We start from the raw sequence: 17,423 nt of genomic DNA, 5'->3' as shown, positions 1-17,423 counted from the left end.
TGAACCCGGATCGCATCGACAACCAGGACGGCGCCCCACAGCGCAGTAACCAGGAGCGAAAAGCCGCCTGAGATTTAATCGTCGAGGCGACAACTACCTTGAAAATTTCCGTCATCGTCCTCAGTGCGAATACTCTAATCCCAGGAACGCGAATAGGCTAGTTTGTGCCGCAATGCAACGTCAATATTTGGGCTCGTACGCTTCTTCGCGTCGCCCGTTCGCCTCATGGCGGCAGCGTCGACGTCATGAGCCGGGCAGTCGCGGCGACGCTTCGATCCAAGGTATCGGTGACAGACGCCCTGACCGCACAGCGGGCGAGTGGGAACGGGTTTAGCTACAGCGGTGTACACGACCCACGTCCGACGCCGCGGTCTTGCGATGCCTCGAACCAAGGGTCCCGCCTTCACCGACAAATTGACACCTATGGACAATGCCTCCGATCTGATCATCGCCCGTTCTGAAGGACTCTATTGTCCGGCGGGCGACTTTTATATCGATCCGTGGCGACCTGTCGAGCGCGCCGTCATTACCCATGCGCACTCGGATCATGCGCGCTTCGGCCATGCGCGCTATCTGACTGCGGAAGCGGGCCTCGGAGTCCTGCTGTCCCGCTTGCCCGGCATCGACGTCCAGGGCCTGCCCTACGGCGAACACATCGACATCGATGGCGTACGTGTATCGCTGCATCCGGCGGGACACGTCCTCGGCTCGTCACAAGTGCGGGTCGAACACGCCGGGCGCGTGTGGGTCGCATCAGGCGATTACAAGGTCGAAACCGATCCGACGTGCACACCGTTCGAACCCGTACGTTGCGACACCTTCATCACCGAGTCGACCTTCGGCTTACCCATTTACCGATGGGAGCCATCGCAAGCGATTTTCGACAGCATTGACGCATGGTGGCGGCGTAACGCGGCCGGAGGACGTGCGTCGGTGCTGTTCTGCTATGCGTTCGGGAAAGCGCAGCGCGTGCTCGCAGGCGTGGATCGGGGCATCGGCCCGATTTTCTGTCATGGCGCCGTCGAGCCGTTGAATCGCGCCTATCGCGACGCGGGTGTCGACTTGCCCGTCACGCGGCTGGTCAGCGACATCCCGATCCGCGACAAGGCCCTATTCAAAGACGCGCTGATTATCGCGCCGCCGTCCGCTCAAGGCACTGCGTGGATGCGGCGCTTTGCTGACTATAGCGACGCATTCGCGTCGGGCTGGATGCGTTTGCGCGGCACACGACGCAGACGTGCTGTCGATCGCGGCTTCGTGCTGTCGGACCACGCAGACTGGCCGGGCTTGCAACACGCCATTGGTGCGACCGGCGCCGAGCGCGTGATCGTCACGCACGGCCAGATCGAGCCAATGGTGCGATGGCTTGCGGAGCAAGGGCTCGATGCCGGCGCTTTCACGACCGAATATGGCGACGACGGGATCGAGGCCGATGCCGAGCAAGCCCCGACAGAGAGCACGCCGCAATGAAACGCTTCGCGACACTCTATACGGCGCTCGATGCGACGACCTCCACCAACGAGAAGCTCGCGGCATTAATCGCGTACTTTTCGGACGCACAGCCCGAAGACGCGGCATGGGCATCGTACTTCCTTGCGGGTGGAAAACCTCGCCAGACTGTGCCGACACGTGTGCTTGTCGAATGTGCGCGCGATCGTGCGGCTCTGCCCGAATGGTTGTTTGAAGAGTCGTATCAGGCGGTCGGCGATCTGGCCGAAACGATCGCCCATGTGCTGCCACCCGCGACCCGTGAATCGGAACTTGGATTGGCGCAATGGATCGAGGGACGCGTGCTCACACTGCGCGGTAGCAGTCCGATCGAGTTGCGCGCACGTTTGATCGGCTACTGGGATGAATTGAACTGGAGCGAGCGCTTTTTGCTCACAAAGCTTATCGGAGGTGGTTTTCGTGTGGGCGTATCACGACAACTCGTCGTGCGCGCGCTTGCGCAGGTCGCAGGCGTCGAACACAAACACATCGCGCAACGCATGGTCGGATGGACCGATTCGCGTCAGGCGCCTGACGCCGCACGCTATCTTCGGCTGATCGCACCGGCGGCCGAGGGCGACAACGTCGGCATGCCGCATGAAAGCGATAGGGGCCTGCCGTATCCGTTCTTCCTCGCGCATCCATTGCAGGCCGACGCGGCAACGCTAGGCCCGACATCGAACTGGATCGTCGAATGGAAATGGGACGGCATTCGGGCACAACTGGTCAAACGCGCGGGCCGCGTATGGATCTGGTCACGTGGTGAAGATCTCGTGACTGAGCGCTTTCCAGAACTCGCATCGCTCGGCGAGGCGTTGCCCGATGGCACCGTCATCGACGGCGAAATTCTCGCTTGGGAACCCGGTGCCGACACACCCCTGCCGTTCGCGCGTTTGCAGCCACGCATTACGCGCAAGTCGCTGACCCGGAAAGTGCTCGCCGAATCTCCGGCTGCGATGCTTGCGTATGACTTGCTCGAGGCAGAGGGGCGCGATCTGCGTACCGAACGGCTTGAGGCGCGGCGTTCGCGACTGCATGCGCTCGCACGGTCGCTAGCCGAAACACTTGCGGTCGACCTGCTACGTGTATCGCCACACGTCATCGCCCCGGATTGGACAGCGATGGCCAAATTGCGGGAGGAGAGCCGAGCACGCAATGTCGAAGGGCTAATGCTCAAGGAGCGCGCGTCGATGTACGGCGTCGGACGTACCAAGGCATCGGGTACCTGGTGGAAATGGAAGGTCGATCCGTACTCGGTCGATGCCGTGCTGCTGTATGCCCAACGTGGCCATGGTCGACGTGCAAGTCTCTATACGGATTTCACCTTTGCAGTCTGGGATGAAGCCGACGGCGTTCGTACGCTCGTGCCGTTTACCAAAGCCTATTCCGGGCTCACCGATGAGGAAATGCGCAAGGTCGATGCCGTTGTCCGAAAAACGACGATCGACAAGTTCGGACCGGTCCGCCGTGTGACGCCGACGCTCGTGTTCGAAATCGGATTTGAAAGGATTCAGGCGAGCCCACGACATAAGTCAGGCATTGCGGTGCGCTTCCCGCGGATGCTGCGATGGCGGACCGATAAGGCAATCGAGGACGCCGATACGCTTGAAATGCTCAAGGGCTTTTTGAATGAGGCGCAGCCATGAATGCGCCTCAGGATCCGATTGTCGGCGCGATGCGTCCGGATCGTGATCCCGGAGATGGGCAAGGGCCCCTCGGTACCGTCGTCAGGCTCGCCGTGCCAATGTGGAAAGCAAGTACTGATGTTCCATGCTTGGAAGCGCAAATGACATTCTTGGAATCCAGGCGCAGGAGTGTCAGCGCGCGTCGGGCTGTGCGATTCACTCGACGGAGCATCGACCCGGTTCGGACGTGCCCCTCATCCGATCTTATAGACACGAGATCATTGGGTTGACGCGTTGCGTGCTGCCGCTCGTCCACCGCTCACACAGCCTGTAACCATCCTTCGTTTCGCAAAAATTCCCCGCTGAACTAGACGGGATGGGCCTTCGAAGCAGATTTCCCTTTCGACCAAAGTTGTGTCGATCGGCTCTCGGATTTCAACCAAATCTGTAGCTTAACCAATGTTGTGTCGCAATGACTGCCCTATGCGGTGCCGTTTTTCTGCTGGGCCATCGCTCAGACGCGCTTGACCTGGCTTTGACTGCACCGGGCAAGTTTTGCGGTTGGCAGGCAAGTACGTCGGACGGAAGACCGACACCGCCACCCACCGTCGCATCATCGCACTGCGCAGCGGCGGGCATAGCGTTGCGTGTTTGGCGAGTTCAACACCTTGCCGCTGTCGTTCCCGGCGATCTTCGTAGTCGTCGCGCGCTATTTGCAGCGCGGGTTTCAACAGCATGTCCTGAACCGACTCCAGGACGACCCTGGCGACTCCCGGGGCGTCGCAGCCAAGTTCGGAAAGATCGATGACACCGGGCACCGCGAGGCGCGCGCCCTTGTCGCCAATCATGCGCAACAGCTCGGGGCGATCCGCGCGCCCCGAAGGCCTTCTCGCGGTAAACGCCGGCGGCGTAGTAGCCCGCTGCTCCGGCGCTGCGGGCGATTTCCTCCTGGGCGCGCAATGTCCTGCTGCTCAGTAGTTGGTGCGACACGCATCCCAGCCGCCGCTGGCCGGGTTTTTTAGCAAAGCGAATTTCGACACGAATTTCGACAGCCAGCAAACCGCTGCAGCACGCAAGGCATGAAATCGATATTCGCCATGAGCTGCTCGTTTGACCTATACTAAATGCTCAAATGCGGAGGCACCAATCATGTCAGTCACCATACGTAAGCGCGCACCGACTGCGAAGACAGCAACTGCAGCAGCTGCTGCGCCGCTTTTCACGCAAGCGACCAAAACCGCTGTCAGTCGTACGCCTCGCACCGTGCGCGACTTCGTCCGGATTTATGAAGCGGGCCCGATGGAGCGCATTGAGCTAATCAAGGGCGGAATCGCCGCGGACGGCCTGATCGATCTGGCCAGTTCGCTCCACACGACCAAAGACCAGCTGTTTAAGCGACTCGGGCTGCCGCGTGCGACTGTCGACCGGAAAGCACGGAACAAACAGAACCTATCGCAGGAACAGTCGGAACGTGTCGTTGGCCTGATGAAACTGGTAGGCCAGGTCAGGAAAATAGTGGAGCAATCCGGCGACCCGACTAACTTTGACGCGGCCCAATGGGCGGGGCAATGGCTGGAGCGTCCCAACAACGCACTTGGGGGCATACGTCCTGCCGAGTTGATGGATACGGTCGAAGGTCAGGAAGTGATCTCGGGGCTTCTCGCGAAAATGCAAAGCGGGGCTTACGCATGACTGTAGCGGCGTGGCGAATCGCCACTGATACGCCCGACTACACTTCGGACGATCTGACAGGCGAGGGGGCGAAGCGAACCGGCGGCCGATGGAACAGGTCCGGCACTGCGGTTTTGTACTGTGCAGCCAGTATCGCGCTCGCTTGTCTGGAAACCGTTGTGCACTGGAATGCCGATGATCTGCCTCTGAACCGCTACCTTGTGCGACTCGACGTGCCGGACGAGGTCTTCGACAAGGCTATGGTCGTGAGCGCAGACAACGGACCGGTCGGCTGGAATGCCATCCCGACGGGGAGGGTGAGCCTCGACGTTGGCGAGGCGTGGGCAACCGAAAAGAAGTCCGCGCTTCTGCTTGTGCCTTCCGTCATTGTTCCGGAGGAGTTTAATGTGCTTATAAACCCACAGCATCCGGACGCCATAGTTATCACAGCGACGAAGCTACGCAAGTGGATCTACGACGCCCGTCTGCGCATGTAGCGGTATGGCGTACGCGGCGCTAGGGCGCGGGCGTTGGGCCGTCGATTCAGCATTCGCCTGTGTCAGATGTGTTTGCGAAAACTATGCTGCTCACTCCGCTCATCCGGGTCCTCTTCGTCGGGGAACGCGGCACCGCGAACCCAGATAACTCCGATTAAGGCTTCGAGAAACAGCATCTGGCGTCCGCCTCCCGGCAAGTCGTACCCAATGTGTCGCCTGCCTATAGAAACCGATCCTATGGATCCGGAAAAAGACGATCTCGCTTGGCGGTAAAAGAACTTCGTAGTCATTGTTCCCGGGCATGTAGCCGGCACTCCTTTTGCAAAGCGCGTGGAGGCAACATCGCGCCTGCCCCGAGACCCGAACGGATGAGGCTTACTGTGCAGTAATCGGCGGGGAAATATTGCTGCTTCAGCACCGTGCGATTCTGTCGCTCGGCGGCCACGAGGATGTCTTGAAAACCCAGTTGCTGAAACCGACCGGCAAACGTGCCTCCATCGATCTGGTCGTACTCGCTTGGCATCCATCGCCGCTGCATGCCCGCAGCATCATCCGCATCGGTCGTCGGGAGGTCCAGCCAGGAAAGTGGGCCATCGTTTTCCCTGGGTGTCCGTCCGTCGTGTGTTGGGCGACGAAACCGCATTGAGCCGCCACGTTCAATATTCTGTCGGCACGCCACGTCGACCGAAACCGGGGCGTCGCGGACGGAAATGCATGGGCGCGCCCCGCCTGACTCGATTCAAGGCGTAGTTTAATCAGATAAGGATCAGGTCAGAGGGACATGGCTCGCATCGGCGGTGACGATGATTGGCGGAACGATAATTCTGCCCGATGGGTTCATTCCCGCAGCAGAGCGTTACGGCTTGATGGCGGAAATCGACCGGTGGGTGGCACGCGCTGTCTTCACAACGTGTGCGGGTTGCGGATCGCCGACGCGAAGAACTCGAGAAACCGAATGCCGGCCCGCTCGCCCGCTCAGACGCAGCTTGCGTCCGGCCGGGCCCCGAAACCACGCGGTCACCGCCGCCGCGAGCACGGGCCCGACGATCGACGCGAGCGGGATCATGAACTCGCCGACCAGACTGCCGGCCGCACCCGCACTGTCCCTCGTGAAGATCCGCGGTATGACCTTCATCGGCCCGCGCGCAGTTGGTCATAGAAGTGGCGCAGCGCGCGCTGGTATCCCTCACCGAATCGGTCACCCTCATCGCCGGCCGGCGCCAGCGTCAAACGGATTTTCTGCGGGTCTGCCATGGTTTCTCCTCCTGATAAGGGACAGACAGCACCAGCAACGCTTTGTAAGTGCGATGGACCCTTCATTTCCCTCATGCTAGTGTGCTATCGCCAGCGGGTGACAGCGTTGGTTATGGTTTTGGGCCCGCTTCGGCGGGCTTTTTTCTTTTGGCCGCCGCGCAAATAAGGCCGTGACAGCGCACGCCAGATCCAAGAGGACCCAGATGCCCAGCGCGACGCTCCTTGTCCTGATATTCATGCATCGTGATCTCCTCAATCAAGGGGAATGGTCGCTGGCACGTCTGTAGGCGCCGGCAGGTATCGGACCGCCCAGGGCGCAAACCGCTCGACGCGGTCGCGGCCGACTTCTATCATAAGCGTCCGGCCACCCGACTGCGTGAGACCACCCCGTGCGAGCGACTACACCCCCAGGATCTTCCCGACCGTCTCATTAAATTCGCTGGTCGCGTTTTCGATCGCCTCGTCGGCCTCGTCGTCCAACTTGCCCACGTTCACATCCAGAACCTCCTGCAGCGTCAGGTACGCGGAAATGATGCTGTCCAGCTGGTGACCTGCGACGCGCATATACACGGCCTCCCCCAGGGCTTCCATGAAGTCACCCCGGCTTCCCCCAGCCAGGCCATCCGCGCTGTTTTCCAGGTCGTCCTTAAACTGTTCCACATTTGCCATGTTGCCCCTCCGGAAGGGTTAGGTACCGCGTTGCTGGATAGTATTGCGATTGCAGGAAGGCGGCCAGTCGCGTGACGCTGTTCCTGTTACCAGGCTTCCTGGCGAATATGGATGAGAAGAGCGTGCGCAACGCAGCGAATCCCAAGAGCAAGGACCCTCTTAAGACTTTCAGCCAGGCTCGCGCACCTATGTAAATGCGGAGGATGCGCGGGACTGGTTGTCGCGCCGGCGAGGCTTCAAACCGACGGAATACGTCGACAAGTTCTTTATCATCTGGTGCAGACCACGTCGATCCTGCGTCATCCGGTGTTTGTCGACGGCGCGAACTACAACGGTACGCCGAACATGGTGCGCACACCGTTCCTACTGCAATTGGAATGGTTCGAAAAGCGTGGCCTGATCCCCGCCGGCCGGATCCTGCATGGATTGCCTCACCCTTCCGGCGCGAACGCGGAGCGGATCGCCTACTTCTTGGGCCGCAAGGCACGCTGCCCTTTCTGCAAAAACTAACGCAGTTCTGCTAGACACGCTCAATCGCGATCTCAAAAAACGCGTACTTCGACTCGACCGGAACGCGATAGGCAAACCTAGCCGATAACGTGCCAACCCGTGACACGCTTCCAGGTATGCGGATGTGATGTCTCAAGCGTTGCCATACATGCTGACATCATATATACTCGTTTTTGAGCTCATAAGAACTCACCAAGGAAGCCCAACTACAAGCCGCTGTTCCACGCCTTTGTCAAAAAACAGCACGGGCCACTTCAGCTCGCCATTGAGGACGCTGTAGAGGACATCTGCGCTGACCCCAACATAGGGGAGCAAAAGGCAGGCGATCTGAGTGGGATCTGGGTCTACAAATTCAAGCACAATCGTCAGGAATATCTGGTCGCCTATCGGCCTCCCACTGACGATGAGATGCAGGCAGAAGGCGTAGACGTTGAGTTGCTGCTAATTGATTTTTGTCAGGTCGGCTCGCACGAAAATTTCTAGCGGCCCTTAAAAAGTACCTGAAATCGTAGGAGTTATTGCAATGAACCAGCAGACCGCCGAGAGCGTTTTCCAGGATCTGAAGACGCTGCCCAGCTCCGAACAGATGCGCTTTTTCGCCATTCTGGGTCGGCAGGCTTTGCAGTCTACGCAGGACAACGTTAGCCACGAGGAGGTGTTTGGCCACCTCGCCGAGGATGAGTTTACGTCGGTAGAAGCCGCTGATTACCTAGAAGTCTCGATGTCGACTTTCCGGCGCTGCGTACGCGACGGCAAGTTGAAGGCGTCTAGCAAGATGGGCCGCAACCAACTTTTCGCGACGAAGGACCTGAAGGCGTTCAAACGCTCGCTTCGAGAGATCAAAGGCCGCTGATCTCGTTCGGCAATTTAAGAATAGCAAGGACGCTTTCCGCACGTGCGACATAACCCATCAGCCAGCACAAGCGACCTGATCGTGGCCCGTGTTGAGCAAGGCAGCGGCAACGCGTACGCAGATCTCGGCATGACCGACGCCGCCGACATGCACGGGAAGGCCGAGCTAGTGAGGCAGCTCGCGCAGCGCCTCGAGCGGCGCGGCTGGTCGCCCCCCTCGACTTCGAACGTTGCCGCGGACATCACCACGGTAGGCCGACGTCGGGCCCAAAGGAAACCGCAAGCGGACATTCTCAAAGTTTGACTGAATGGCTCAAATTGGGCCGCTCAGCCTGAACATCGAAACGGACGCTTTCAGATCACCCGCCTGCGACTCAAGCGAGCTGGCCGCCGCCTGCTCGACCAGCGCCGCGTTCTGCTGCGTGATGACATCCATCTGCGTGACAGCCTGGTTGACTTGGCCGATGCCCTTGCTCTGTTCCTGAGATGCGGCGGTGATCTTACTTATGATGTCGGTCACGCGCCTGATCTCGTGCGTTATCTCACGCATCTTCTCACCCGCCTCCCGGACATGGCCGGCGCCGGTCTGCACCCGCTGCACGGAATCGTGGATCAAGTACTTGATTTCCTTCGCGGCCGTCCAGGAGCGTTGGGCCAGCGAACGCACTTCCGAGGCCACCACTGCGAAGCCTCGCCCCTGCTCGCCCGCCCGCGCCGCTTCGACCGCTGCGTTCGATGCAAGGATATTGGTCTGGAAGGCGATACCCTCGATGATGCCGACAATGTTGGTGATCTTGTCCGAGCTGGCGTTGATGCCCTCCATCGTTTCGACCACACGCGACACCACGGTGCCACCCTGCTCCGCCCCCTGGGAAGCCTGCGCAGCGAGCTGATTCGCCTGACTCGCATTGTCGGCGTTCTGGGTGAAGGTCGAGGTCAATTGCTCCATGCTCGATGCCGTTTCCTCGAGCGAGGCGGCCTGCTCTTCGGTGCGCTGTGACAGGTCCTGGTTGCCCGCGGCGATCTGGTGCGTGGCGGTAGCGATCGAGTCGGCGGATAGTTTGATCGTGCCAATCGTTTGTGCGAGCTGCTCCTGCATACGCTTCATCGAAAACAGCAGGCTCGAGCGGTCGTCCGGCGCCGTCTTCACCACGGCAGTCAGATCGTTATTGGCAATCTGGTTGGCAATCTCGGCGGCGTAGGACGGCTCACCGCCCAGCGAGCGGAAGATGCCCCGGTTGAGCAGCACCAAGAGCAGACTGAAGTCTGAAAACTTGCCGGCCGGCGAGCGGGCGCTTGCCGGCCAGTGGCGTTGGACCGGATGGATCTCGTCGCTACCGTGCGGAGCCAAGTCGTCAAACGGCAGACCTGGAATTCCGACGAACAGTCTGTGGTGGTTGTCCCAGCGCCCGCAAGAAAGCACGACGCATGCGCTCTCGATTGGCAAAGCCTGTTTCGTTAGCAACTTCGTCCATCGAATTGCGGCCCTGCTCCATCACCAGCCGGGCCGTCTTCACGCGAAGATTCTCCACGGCTTTGGCGGGTGACTGCCTCGTCTCGGCGCGGAACGTCCTGGCAAATTGTCTTGTGCTGAGTGGGCTGCTTCAGCCAATTCTTCTACAGATAGCGTGCTCTTCAGATTTCTTTTTGCATAGTCCAAGGCTTTCTGAATGCGGTCCGCCTTCGGTTCTAGTTCGAGTAAGGCCGAATGCTGCGATTGACCGCCTGCTCGCCGGTGATAGACCACAAGGTTCCGCACAACGTAACGCGCGACATCCATTCCATGATAAGCCTTCGCGCGAACTCGAGCGGACGGGGCGTTGCGGGCTTTGGCCGCATGCCCGATCCGATTATGACCGTGTCAAAAATCGTGTCGCCAAATGGCTCAGTATTGACACAGAAGCCCACTGAAGACCGCACCGAACCGCCTTCCTCCGACACCAGCATGACATCGTACGCATCCTCGCCGAGAACTATATTGGCAACCTCGAAAGCAGTGATCACCGCCATGTTCATTGCCTGAATACCTGGAAAGACGGCGAAGCCAATCTTCTTCGAGAGCATGCCCGTAATGATCTCCGTAAAAGTGGAACATAAAATACTCAGGACGGACGCTAACAGCAGTGCTTGCGTGCCGCTGCCGTGAGCCGATGACTGCGCCGATTCATGGGTCAGTGACGCGGTTCCCCAACAAATCGTAAAGTGCGGTGCATGCGCGAACGCCGGTGACTTTGCCCGCGGGAAAAACCGATCGAGCGATCGAGGCCGCACCTCAATGAAGGCCGGCCTCCACGGGTTCAGGCGGCGTTGCGATACCGTTCTGCGGCATGGGCCTGCATGAAATTCGGAAGCATAGCCAGCCGGGCAGCGTCGAACGTGCTCCACTGCTCGGCATCTGGCAAGGGCGGGATAGTGACGGTTTCCCGGCGGTCGTATCCGACAAGAGCCGCATCCACCAACTCGTCGACCTCCATAACCGCCGGAAGAGTATTTACATCTCTGCCGGAGCGCGCCCAGATTTCAGTCCTCGTGGCAGATGGCAGCACGGCCTGCGCGTAGATTCCCTTTGGCCCCAGTTCGAGGTGAAGACCTTGGGTCAGGAAGAGGACGAAGGCCTTCGTCGCACCATAGACGGCGAGGCCGAATTCAGGCGCAAGACCCACGACCGAGCCTATGTTGATGATGGCGCCTTTGCCGGCCTGGACGAAGCGAGGTGTGACGGCGCTCGCGAGTCGAGTCAACGCTGTCGTGTTCAGGCTAATGAGCGCGGCCAGGTCATCCGGACTCTGATCCGCGAAGCTGCCCGCGACACTGGCGCCGGCGTTGTTGACCAGAATGCCGATGTGCTCGTCGTCACGCCACCGCGCCTCGACCTGGGCAAGCTCTGCGGAATTGGTGAGGTCAGCCGGGAGGATGTCGACAGTCACACCAGCCTCGCGGCGCAGGCGCTCGGCGATTGCTTCCATGCGGTCGCGGTCGCGCGCCACGAGCACGAGGCTGTGGCCACGCCTTGCGAAGCGGTCAGCATACATAGCGCCAATGCCCGCGGATGCGCCGGTGATCAGGACACTCGGATCTGCGGTCATGTGGATCTCCTTCAAGATGCGGTCATGCTTATTCATGACCGTAGTCATGATTGCAATCATGAGAGCCATCATGTAAAATGTCAAGCAATGATGGAGAGGTTCAAATGAAGGTCAGTCGCGAGCAAGTCGCCGAGAACCGTCGAAAAATTCTGGATGCGGCCGGTGGTTTATTCCGGTCGAGCGGGTTCGAGGCCGTCACGGTGGCCGAGGTGATGAAGGCCGCCGGGCTAACACACGGCGGCTTTTACGGGTACTTTAAGTCCAAGGACGACTTGATCGCTCACACCTTGGCGCACGTCCTGGAGGCAGGGGCGGATACGGAGGCCGATCTGGCTAACTATGCCGCTAGTTATCTGACACCGAGCCACCGCGACGATTTCGCCGGCGGATGTCCAACTGCGGGACTTGGCGCAGAAACCATCCGGCAGGCGCCGGAAGCGCGCGCGGCAATGACGGCCGGATTGCGACGCCAGATCGAGCGCTTCAGCCAAAGTGCGCCGGGCACCAATGCCGCCGAAGCGCGTCGGGCCGCGATCGGGAGTTATGCGGCCATGGTCGGCGCTGTGATCCTGGCGCGCCTTGCCGACGACCCGCAGCTCTCCGATGAAGTGCTGGAGCAGACCCATTCCTGGATTAGCGACAAGATGGCGAAGGCAGCCAAACGCAAGATCTAATGGGTGGGACGCGTTTCAGTGTCATCTGTATAGCAGCAGCGCTGAATTTGATTGTCTAATCGCCGCGCCTAAACATACCGAGCAGGCCCGAGAGCACGGCTGCCGGAGCCGCTCTAGTTCGGCACAAGCAGCGGCTTCGTCTCATGGGCTGGTGCTTCCACAAGAGCGACTGCCTCGGCAAACTGCTTGAACGCGAGCGGCTTTCCCTCAGGAACTCGAAGAATTCCGCTGGCGACCAGTTCGAAGGCTTCTCCAATGGCCGTCCTAACCTGCTCTTGCGGTGTGGTTGCGAACCAGCGCAGGAGGAAAAAGCCCTGGACGATCTTGGTCTCGTAAATGATCGAGCGGGAGAAAATCGGGATGGCGAGTTTTTCTGCCTCGGTCTGTTGATGGGTCGAGAGCGCGCCATACACAACCATTTTTCCGCCGGGGGCAAGAGAACGCGAGACATCGGCGCCGATCTGGCCAGCCACGCAATCGATTGCCTTTGACACGCCCCCCGGGCCAGCTATCTCTGCCACACGCTCGTACGACGGCGGGGGCTTCGATGTCATCTTCGACACCGTAGGTGGTTCATTGCTGGACGCAGCTTCTCAGATGATTCGTCCTGCAGGCGACGTGATCACCGTGGTGGGCGCAGCGACGCACAATCTCGCTCCCTTGTATCTGCGAGGCGCCAATCTGCATACAGTACTGGTGCTCATCCCGATTATGTTCGGGCAGGACCGCGAAGCGCAGGGATTGAACCTCGATGCGATCAGGCGTCTCGTGGATGATGGTCAAATCAAGCCGTTACTGGATCCGCAGCGTTTCAGTCTGGCGCAGGTGGCCGACGCGCATCACAAGCTGGAACCAGGACAGGCGGCTGGCAAGCTGGTCATCGACGTGAGCGAGATTGAAGCGTAGTGTTGATTTCGCATTCCTCTGCAGCCCGAAACGAGGGGTAGTCTCCACTTGCCCTGTCGTGGCGGTGCCCACTGATATGCAGAGATCGTGCTGCGATCGCGCCAGGAATGTGGCGTCCGATTTCCGGTTAGCGAACATTCGGACCCCCTCCTTCGCGGCGCGAAGCGCAATTCGTGGGTGTCCGCTTTCCCGCACGCCGGAGGTCCGTTGTGGGTCCGCGTGCCGCCAATCCCTGCCAGGCAGTAACCAGCCATGAAGCGTCGCCCGCCTTGGGCATTGGTCCGACGTTCGGGTGTCGGCTTTTGACTAGTTGCGCTTCGCGGTTGTCGATGGATCCGGGGAAATGGAAGGGACAAGGCCGGGTGAAGTTATGCAGACGATTCTTCTTGTGGATGATGATCTCGAAATTCTCGAGGCGTGGCAGCGTTTGCTGCGAATGAACGGCTATAGCGTTGTGACGGCGGTCGATGGGAGCGCTGGCCTTGCTGCGGCAAACGAGATACATCCGGCTCTTATTGTCACGGACCACTCGATGCCCGGAATGGGGGGCGTGGAGTTTTGTCGCCAACTCAAACTCGTACCGAAATTGGCGACGGTGCCTGTCGTCCTGACCAGCGCGGACTATAAATCAATTTCGGCCACACCGATCTGGGATGAATTTTGGCAGAAGCCGGTGCCCACGAAGGCTATGATCGCGTCGATAGAACGTCTTTTGGCAAGACCGAGTTCGCCCCCTTGACTACGAGGTTGGTCAATTCGATCCGGCGTGAACTTCCCAATCCGGCCAGCAGGCGACGATCACCTTTATCGCTTCGAACGCCCCTCGTTGCCGCAAAGCTGACCTTCACGGTTAGCACCATGTTCATAGAACAGGTCGGGGTGCACCCGGCCTGTTATGGCGTTAGATGCGCACAGCGTTGCCGGAAGACCGCGGAAGCGCTTCGCCTTCGATCACGCCGCGTTAATCAGTCCAAGTTGCTGCAGTGCGGTCACGCCGTCGTCCAGCCCGATCTCTTCAACTATCTTGCCGTCTTTGAGCCGTAGCACGGTCGTGCCGGTGAAGCGCATTTTCCGGCCGGTTGCAGCAGGCAACGATCCAATGAGGAAATCGTTGAATGCCGGACCGGTATGTGTGCCTCCACCCTCCCGGCGGCCAACTACAAAGTCCCCCTCGGCGATGAGATCGGCAGCCCCCCAGAAGTTGGGGTCCGGGAACGCTTCGCGGAAATCGGTCATGAATGCCTTGATATCGTCGCGGCCACGGCGCGATTCGTGCAGCGAGTATTGAAGAAGCATGTCGGGAGCGGCAAGTTCATCGACGATGTCGAGGTTGCAGGTCTTGCCCCAGAAATCGGTGAACCAGCGGCCCACGACGGCCTTGTTGTCATCTTCCTTGGACATGGTGAATTCCTCATTGACTGTAGTTGAGAAAGGGAAGCGAAAACGCTGCCCTCTGTCCGCACGATAGTGGTCCAGGCAGCCAGCCGCACCTCGTTTCTTGCTGCAATACTCGATAAGCCGACACGGCGCTTATCGAAACGATAGTCGTTACGCGCGTCGTTTCTGTGGTGCATCACGACGGAGAAGCAAGGACGACAACACGGCATGACGTTACCTTGTATTCGCAACAATTAGACAGCAAGAATCGGAGTGCCCGCGCCGACCCTCTGCCATATCTTGTCCATGCGATCGCACAGTAGACGAGGTCGACGCACGAGGAATGGTGCGCTCGAATCACATAGATCTTGCGGGCGCCCGGTCGCCAATTCGCTCATAGGCGTAGGGCTCGCCTGTCCTTCATTGACTGGAGTCCAACCATGCTGCCATTTCTCTCGCTTCATGCCCTTGCGGCCCAACGCGGCGATGGACTGCGCCCTGAACTTAAAGCCTTATTCGAACACCATGTCGGTCTGGCGACGGGGCTCACCGCCACCATCGAGCCTGTCGAGACCGAGTGTCTTTGCGAGGTGGCAGACGTCATCGCCGACGTTCCTGTGAAGGAGTGCGGGGCCGAAGGGTCGTCGGCGAGCGCCTCGTGCCTCCGCGGGAGCGGACGGTAGGGAATGAGTTTCTGTGCAACTCAAGGGGTCGCGTGCGGTCGATCGATATCGGACAGTAGCCGGCCATCAGGAGCCGTTCGCCCGCTACCTTCACTCAGATAGCGGACCTTGGCGCACGACCCTTCACGCTTCATGCACGGCAAGGCAATGGCGCACCAGGTTTGGCCGTGACAACACATACTGCTTCAGCGGCGTATCGATCCGATAGAAGTAGATATTCGCGACGAACCCGTAGATGCCGGCATCGAGGCTCGCCGACTGCGCGCCAAACACAAAGCCGCGTTCGCCCAGCAGGTCTGCGATGACTTCGAGGTCGCTGATACCCCGCATATAGACCTGCTCGGGCTCGTAGCGGCCGATGCCCTGATAGTAGTACCGCTGGCGGTTGTACTCCCTCGCGGCATCCAGTTCGGCTGGCGCGATCCGCGGATGGATGGTCAGAAGCGCGTGCCGGAAGGCCGGCCAGAAGCGGTCGTCGCGCCAGCGGGAATAGCTCATCGGCCAGTACAAGTCGTCCAACGTCCGGCGAACCAGCAGGTCGAGGTTCAATTGGCCGGGCGAGAGCCCGTTGTCGATCGACGGCCGGTACTTGCGTTTGATGTGCGCCACGATCGCATCACTATCGCCGATCATGTCGGCACTATCGACGAGGTAGGGTAACTGGCCGCGCGGCGCTTGTGCGGTATCGAGAATGTGCCGGTGCTTGAACGACAGGCGGCACAGTCGAAGAAACGCGAAGACTTTCAATCCGAATGGATTGTTGTCCGCTACACCAAACAGATCCGGATACGAGTAGAGCGTCAGCATGTACTGCCTCCCGATGCGTTCGTGCGACCGAGGATCAACCCTGAGGCTGGCAGACGAATATAACCGCCATCGATACTAGCCGCTGCCGATCGCCGTCGGCGGCGCATGGAACTGACTGGTCCGGCAGAATGCGGCCAGGAAGAGTCATTCGTCGCGGCCGTCGTTTGGACATTCGTGCGACTGCTTCGCTCCGTCAACGGCCGTTCGGCCACCGATGATGTGCGTCGCGTCGTCTGCCATCGTGGTCATTTGCGCAGGATCGCTTTCTATGCTCTGCCAATGACCGCTTTGAAGTGACGTCGATGCCCGGAGTCGACCCAGTGCAGTGTCACGAGCCCGATCTGCGATGGTCCCGCTTACGGCTTAAGACAGTCATCGCGACCGAGCTTCGCCAAACAAGCCCGGCTTCTCATTCGGCCCACGACGCCTCAAGATTCGCGCACAGTAAGCGACCTCGCGCAATTGGTGGTGCCGCTGCAAGCGGTGTGAATGCCGGCAGCGCAAAACTGCCCAACTCAAACAGGAGAGCTTTTCCGTTAGAGAGAGTTGCAACACTGAAACGTCGCGTCTCATGCGAGCTGACCAAGCAATGAGAGGCTCGCATAGCGGCATCCTGGACGATCACCATGTCCATGCGCGGGGTTGGCGGGCTCAGGACGATCCTGACTTGTCGATGGTGTTCTGATGACGGGGCAAGCCGCCGAGCGGCTCCAGCCGAGCCGGCGCCAGGTTAAGGAGCTGATGACCATCCACCGGGCCTCGGGCGCAGCCGGCATGCGTTCCAACAGACGCGACCGTCCAGGCAACCGGAAGCTGCACGAATGACTGGCCATACGCGCGCTGACGATCGCATTCAGTTCTTCCTAAGCGGCCACCCAGCTTCGCAGCATGTTGGCGTTCAGACGGCAGGCGCTACCGCCGCGATCGAAGTCCCGGTCGCCGCGCATATCGCCCTCGCGGTTCATCGCTGCCTCCAATGCTTGCTTGTTACTACGTCGGCAATCTTCTGCTGGTCGCTGCCACGACGAAGCTCGCACCAATGGACAAGGCCGCGTTCATCCTTATGCTCCGCGACCACGCGCAGTCCAAGGGTGTCACCAACATCAATGTTGCCGTAGAAGAACAACTCGCGGCCTGCGATAACGGGTGGCTCGCGGAACCGGTGGCGCTGCCATTCGGCACGGTCAACAAAGGATTGAAAGCTTGCAAAGTAGACATGGCAGAAATTCGATCCAGTCGTTCTCGACACGATCGGCATTTGTGAAGGGCAACCGCTCGCGCCCCTGCCCGGCGCGAAACTGCTTGCCACGCCACGCCATGTCCA

General features: G+C 59.9%; 19 protein-coding genes and 3 pseudogenes. 10 read left to right on the top strand and 12 right to left on the bottom strand.

The window, feature by feature from the left end:
- The first annotated feature begins 423 nt into the window (after positions 1–423).
- Positions 424–1,470: a ligase-associated DNA damage response exonuclease gene (locus HV670_RS27420; protein WP_175108123.1), complete on the top strand. Its 1,047-nt coding sequence runs from the start codon at positions 424–426 to the stop codon at positions 1,468–1,470.
- Positions 1,467–3,134, top strand: a complete 1,668-nt coding sequence (locus HV670_RS27415) for an ATP-dependent DNA ligase (RefSeq protein ID WP_175108122.1) — start codon at positions 1,467–1,469, stop codon at positions 3,132–3,134. The genes HV670_RS27420 and HV670_RS27415 overlap by 4 nt, the downstream gene beginning before the upstream one ends.
- A 431-nt stretch (positions 3,135–3,565) precedes the next feature.
- On the opposite strand, the gene HV670_RS31410 is transcribed toward HV670_RS27415, so the two are convergent.
- The gene (locus HV670_RS31410; protein ID WP_246257999.1) at positions 3,566–3,961 is read right to left on the bottom strand and encodes a recombinase family protein; all 396 of its coding nucleotides are present in this window, start codon (positions 3,959–3,961) and stop codon (positions 3,566–3,568) included.
- Positions 3,962–4,223: 262 nt separating this feature from the next.
- Here HV670_RS31410 and parS point away from each other — a divergent pair, with 262 nt between their 5' ends.
- Together parS and HV670_RS27400 are read left to right on the top strand one after the other, a co-directional pair.
- Positions 4,224–4,805 (top strand): type II RES/Xre toxin-antitoxin system antitoxin, encoded by a 582-nt coding sequence (gene parS, locus HV670_RS27405; protein ID WP_246257998.1) that lies wholly within the window; start codon positions 4,224–4,226, stop codon positions 4,803–4,805.
- A complete protein-coding gene (locus tag HV670_RS27400) occupies positions 4,802–5,281 on the top strand; it encodes an RES family NAD+ phosphorylase (protein WP_175108121.1) in 480 nt (159 codons plus the stop codon). Before parS ends, HV670_RS27400 begins: the two co-directional genes overlap by 4 nt.
- Positions 5,282–5,567: 286 nt before the next feature.
- On the opposite strand, the gene HV670_RS27395 is transcribed toward HV670_RS27400, so the two are convergent.
- The 4 genes from HV670_RS27395 to HV670_RS27385 form a co-directional block, all read right to left on the bottom strand.
- Positions 5,568–5,924 carry a hypothetical protein gene (locus tag HV670_RS27395; RefSeq protein WP_175108120.1) on the bottom strand — a complete coding sequence of 119 codons (357 nt, stop codon included), beginning with the start codon at positions 5,922–5,924 and terminating at the stop codon, positions 5,568–5,570.
- A gap of 213 nt (positions 5,925–6,137) precedes the next feature.
- Positions 6,138–6,416, bottom strand: a complete 279-nt coding sequence (locus HV670_RS27390; RefSeq protein WP_175108119.1) for a hypothetical protein — start codon at positions 6,414–6,416, stop codon at positions 6,138–6,140.
- Entirely contained in the window at positions 6,413–6,535 is a 123-nt protein-coding gene (locus HV670_RS31955) for a hypothetical protein (protein WP_281362473.1), read from the bottom strand. The genes HV670_RS27390 and HV670_RS31955 overlap by 4 nt, the downstream gene beginning before the upstream one ends.
- Positions 6,536–6,934: 399 nt before the next feature.
- Positions 6,935–7,204, bottom strand: a complete 270-nt coding sequence (locus tag HV670_RS27385; protein WP_175108118.1) for a hypothetical protein — start codon at positions 7,202–7,204, stop codon at positions 6,935–6,937.
- 276 nt (positions 7,205–7,480) lie between these two features.
- Between HV670_RS27385 and HV670_RS27380 the strand changes: the two genes are divergently transcribed.
- The 3 genes from HV670_RS27380 (at position 7,481) to HV670_RS27370 (ending at position 8,567) form a co-directional block, all read left to right on the top strand.
- Positions 7,481–7,714: a hypothetical protein gene (locus HV670_RS27380; protein ID WP_175108117.1), complete on the top strand. Its 234-nt coding sequence runs from the start codon at positions 7,481–7,483 to the stop codon at positions 7,712–7,714.
- 216 nt (positions 7,715–7,930) lie between these two features.
- Positions 7,931–8,197 (top strand): type II toxin-antitoxin system RelE/ParE family toxin, encoded by a 267-nt coding sequence (locus HV670_RS27375; protein ID WP_175108127.1) that lies wholly within the window; start codon positions 7,931–7,933, stop codon positions 8,195–8,197.
- Positions 8,198–8,237: 40 nt separating this feature from the next.
- A complete protein-coding gene (locus tag HV670_RS27370) occupies positions 8,238–8,567 on the top strand; it encodes a helix-turn-helix domain-containing protein (RefSeq protein ID WP_175108116.1) in 330 nt (109 codons plus the stop codon).
- A 312-nt stretch (positions 8,568–8,879) separates the two neighbouring features.
- Here HV670_RS27370 and HV670_RS27365 read toward each other — a convergent pair.
- From HV670_RS27365 to HV670_RS27355, 3 genes and pseudogenes are all read right to left on the bottom strand, one after another.
- Positions 8,880–9,824 (bottom strand): annotated as a pseudogene (locus HV670_RS27365) (methyl-accepting chemotaxis protein); the annotation flags it as partial.
- Between the two features lie 97 nt (positions 9,825–9,921).
- Positions 9,922–10,630: pseudogene (locus HV670_RS27360) on the bottom strand (GlxA family transcriptional regulator).
- 233 nt (positions 10,631–10,863) lie between these two features.
- Positions 10,864–11,652, bottom strand: a complete 789-nt coding sequence (locus tag HV670_RS27355) for an SDR family NAD(P)-dependent oxidoreductase (protein WP_175108126.1) — start codon at positions 11,650–11,652, stop codon at positions 10,864–10,866.
- A 104-nt stretch (positions 11,653–11,756) separates the two neighbouring features.
- On the opposite strand from HV670_RS27355, the gene HV670_RS27350 reads away from it, so the two are divergent.
- Positions 11,757–12,326 (top strand): TetR/AcrR family transcriptional regulator, encoded by a 570-nt coding sequence (locus HV670_RS27350; RefSeq protein ID WP_175108115.1) that lies wholly within the window; start codon positions 11,757–11,759, stop codon positions 12,324–12,326.
- A gap of 113 nt (positions 12,327–12,439) precedes the next feature.
- Here HV670_RS27350 and HV670_RS27345 read toward each other — a convergent pair whose 3' ends face one another.
- Entirely contained in the window at positions 12,440–12,880 is a 441-nt protein-coding gene (locus HV670_RS27345) for a zinc-binding dehydrogenase (protein WP_175108124.1), read from the bottom strand.
- Between HV670_RS27345 and HV670_RS27340 the strand changes: the two genes are divergently transcribed.
- Both HV670_RS27340 and HV670_RS27335 read left to right on the top strand, forming a co-directional pair.
- Entirely contained in the window at positions 12,786–13,232 is a 447-nt protein-coding gene (locus HV670_RS27340) for a zinc-binding dehydrogenase (protein WP_175108125.1), read from the top strand. The genes HV670_RS27345 and HV670_RS27340 overlap by 95 nt on opposite strands.
- Before the next feature lie 370 nt (positions 13,233–13,602).
- Entirely contained in the window at positions 13,603–13,971 is a 369-nt protein-coding gene (locus tag HV670_RS27335) for a response regulator (RefSeq protein ID WP_175108114.1), read from the top strand.
- 212 nt (positions 13,972–14,183) lie between these two features.
- On the opposite strand, the gene HV670_RS27330 is transcribed toward HV670_RS27335, so the two are convergent.
- The 3 genes and pseudogenes from HV670_RS27330 to HV670_RS30675 form a co-directional block, all read right to left on the bottom strand.
- A complete protein-coding gene (locus HV670_RS27330; RefSeq protein ID WP_175108113.1) occupies positions 14,184–14,633 on the bottom strand; it encodes an ester cyclase in 450 nt (149 codons plus the stop codon).
- A gap of 782 nt (positions 14,634–15,415) precedes the next feature.
- Positions 15,416–16,099, bottom strand: coding sequence for a glutathione S-transferase C-terminal domain-containing protein (locus tag HV670_RS27325; RefSeq protein WP_175108112.1), 684 nt, complete (start codon positions 16,097–16,099; stop codon positions 15,416–15,418).
- Positions 16,100–17,060: 961 nt separating this feature from the next.
- Positions 17,061–17,423, bottom strand: a pseudogene (locus tag HV670_RS30675) (Pnap_2097 family protein); the annotation flags it as partial.

It is taken from the genome of Pararobbsia alpina (assembly GCF_902859895.1).
Lineage (GTDB): Bacteria > Pseudomonadota > Gammaproteobacteria > Burkholderiales > Burkholderiaceae > Pararobbsia > Pararobbsia alpina.
The sequence above is the reverse complement of the archived record's forward strand: the minus strand, read 5'-3'. Positions and strand labels throughout refer to the sequence as shown.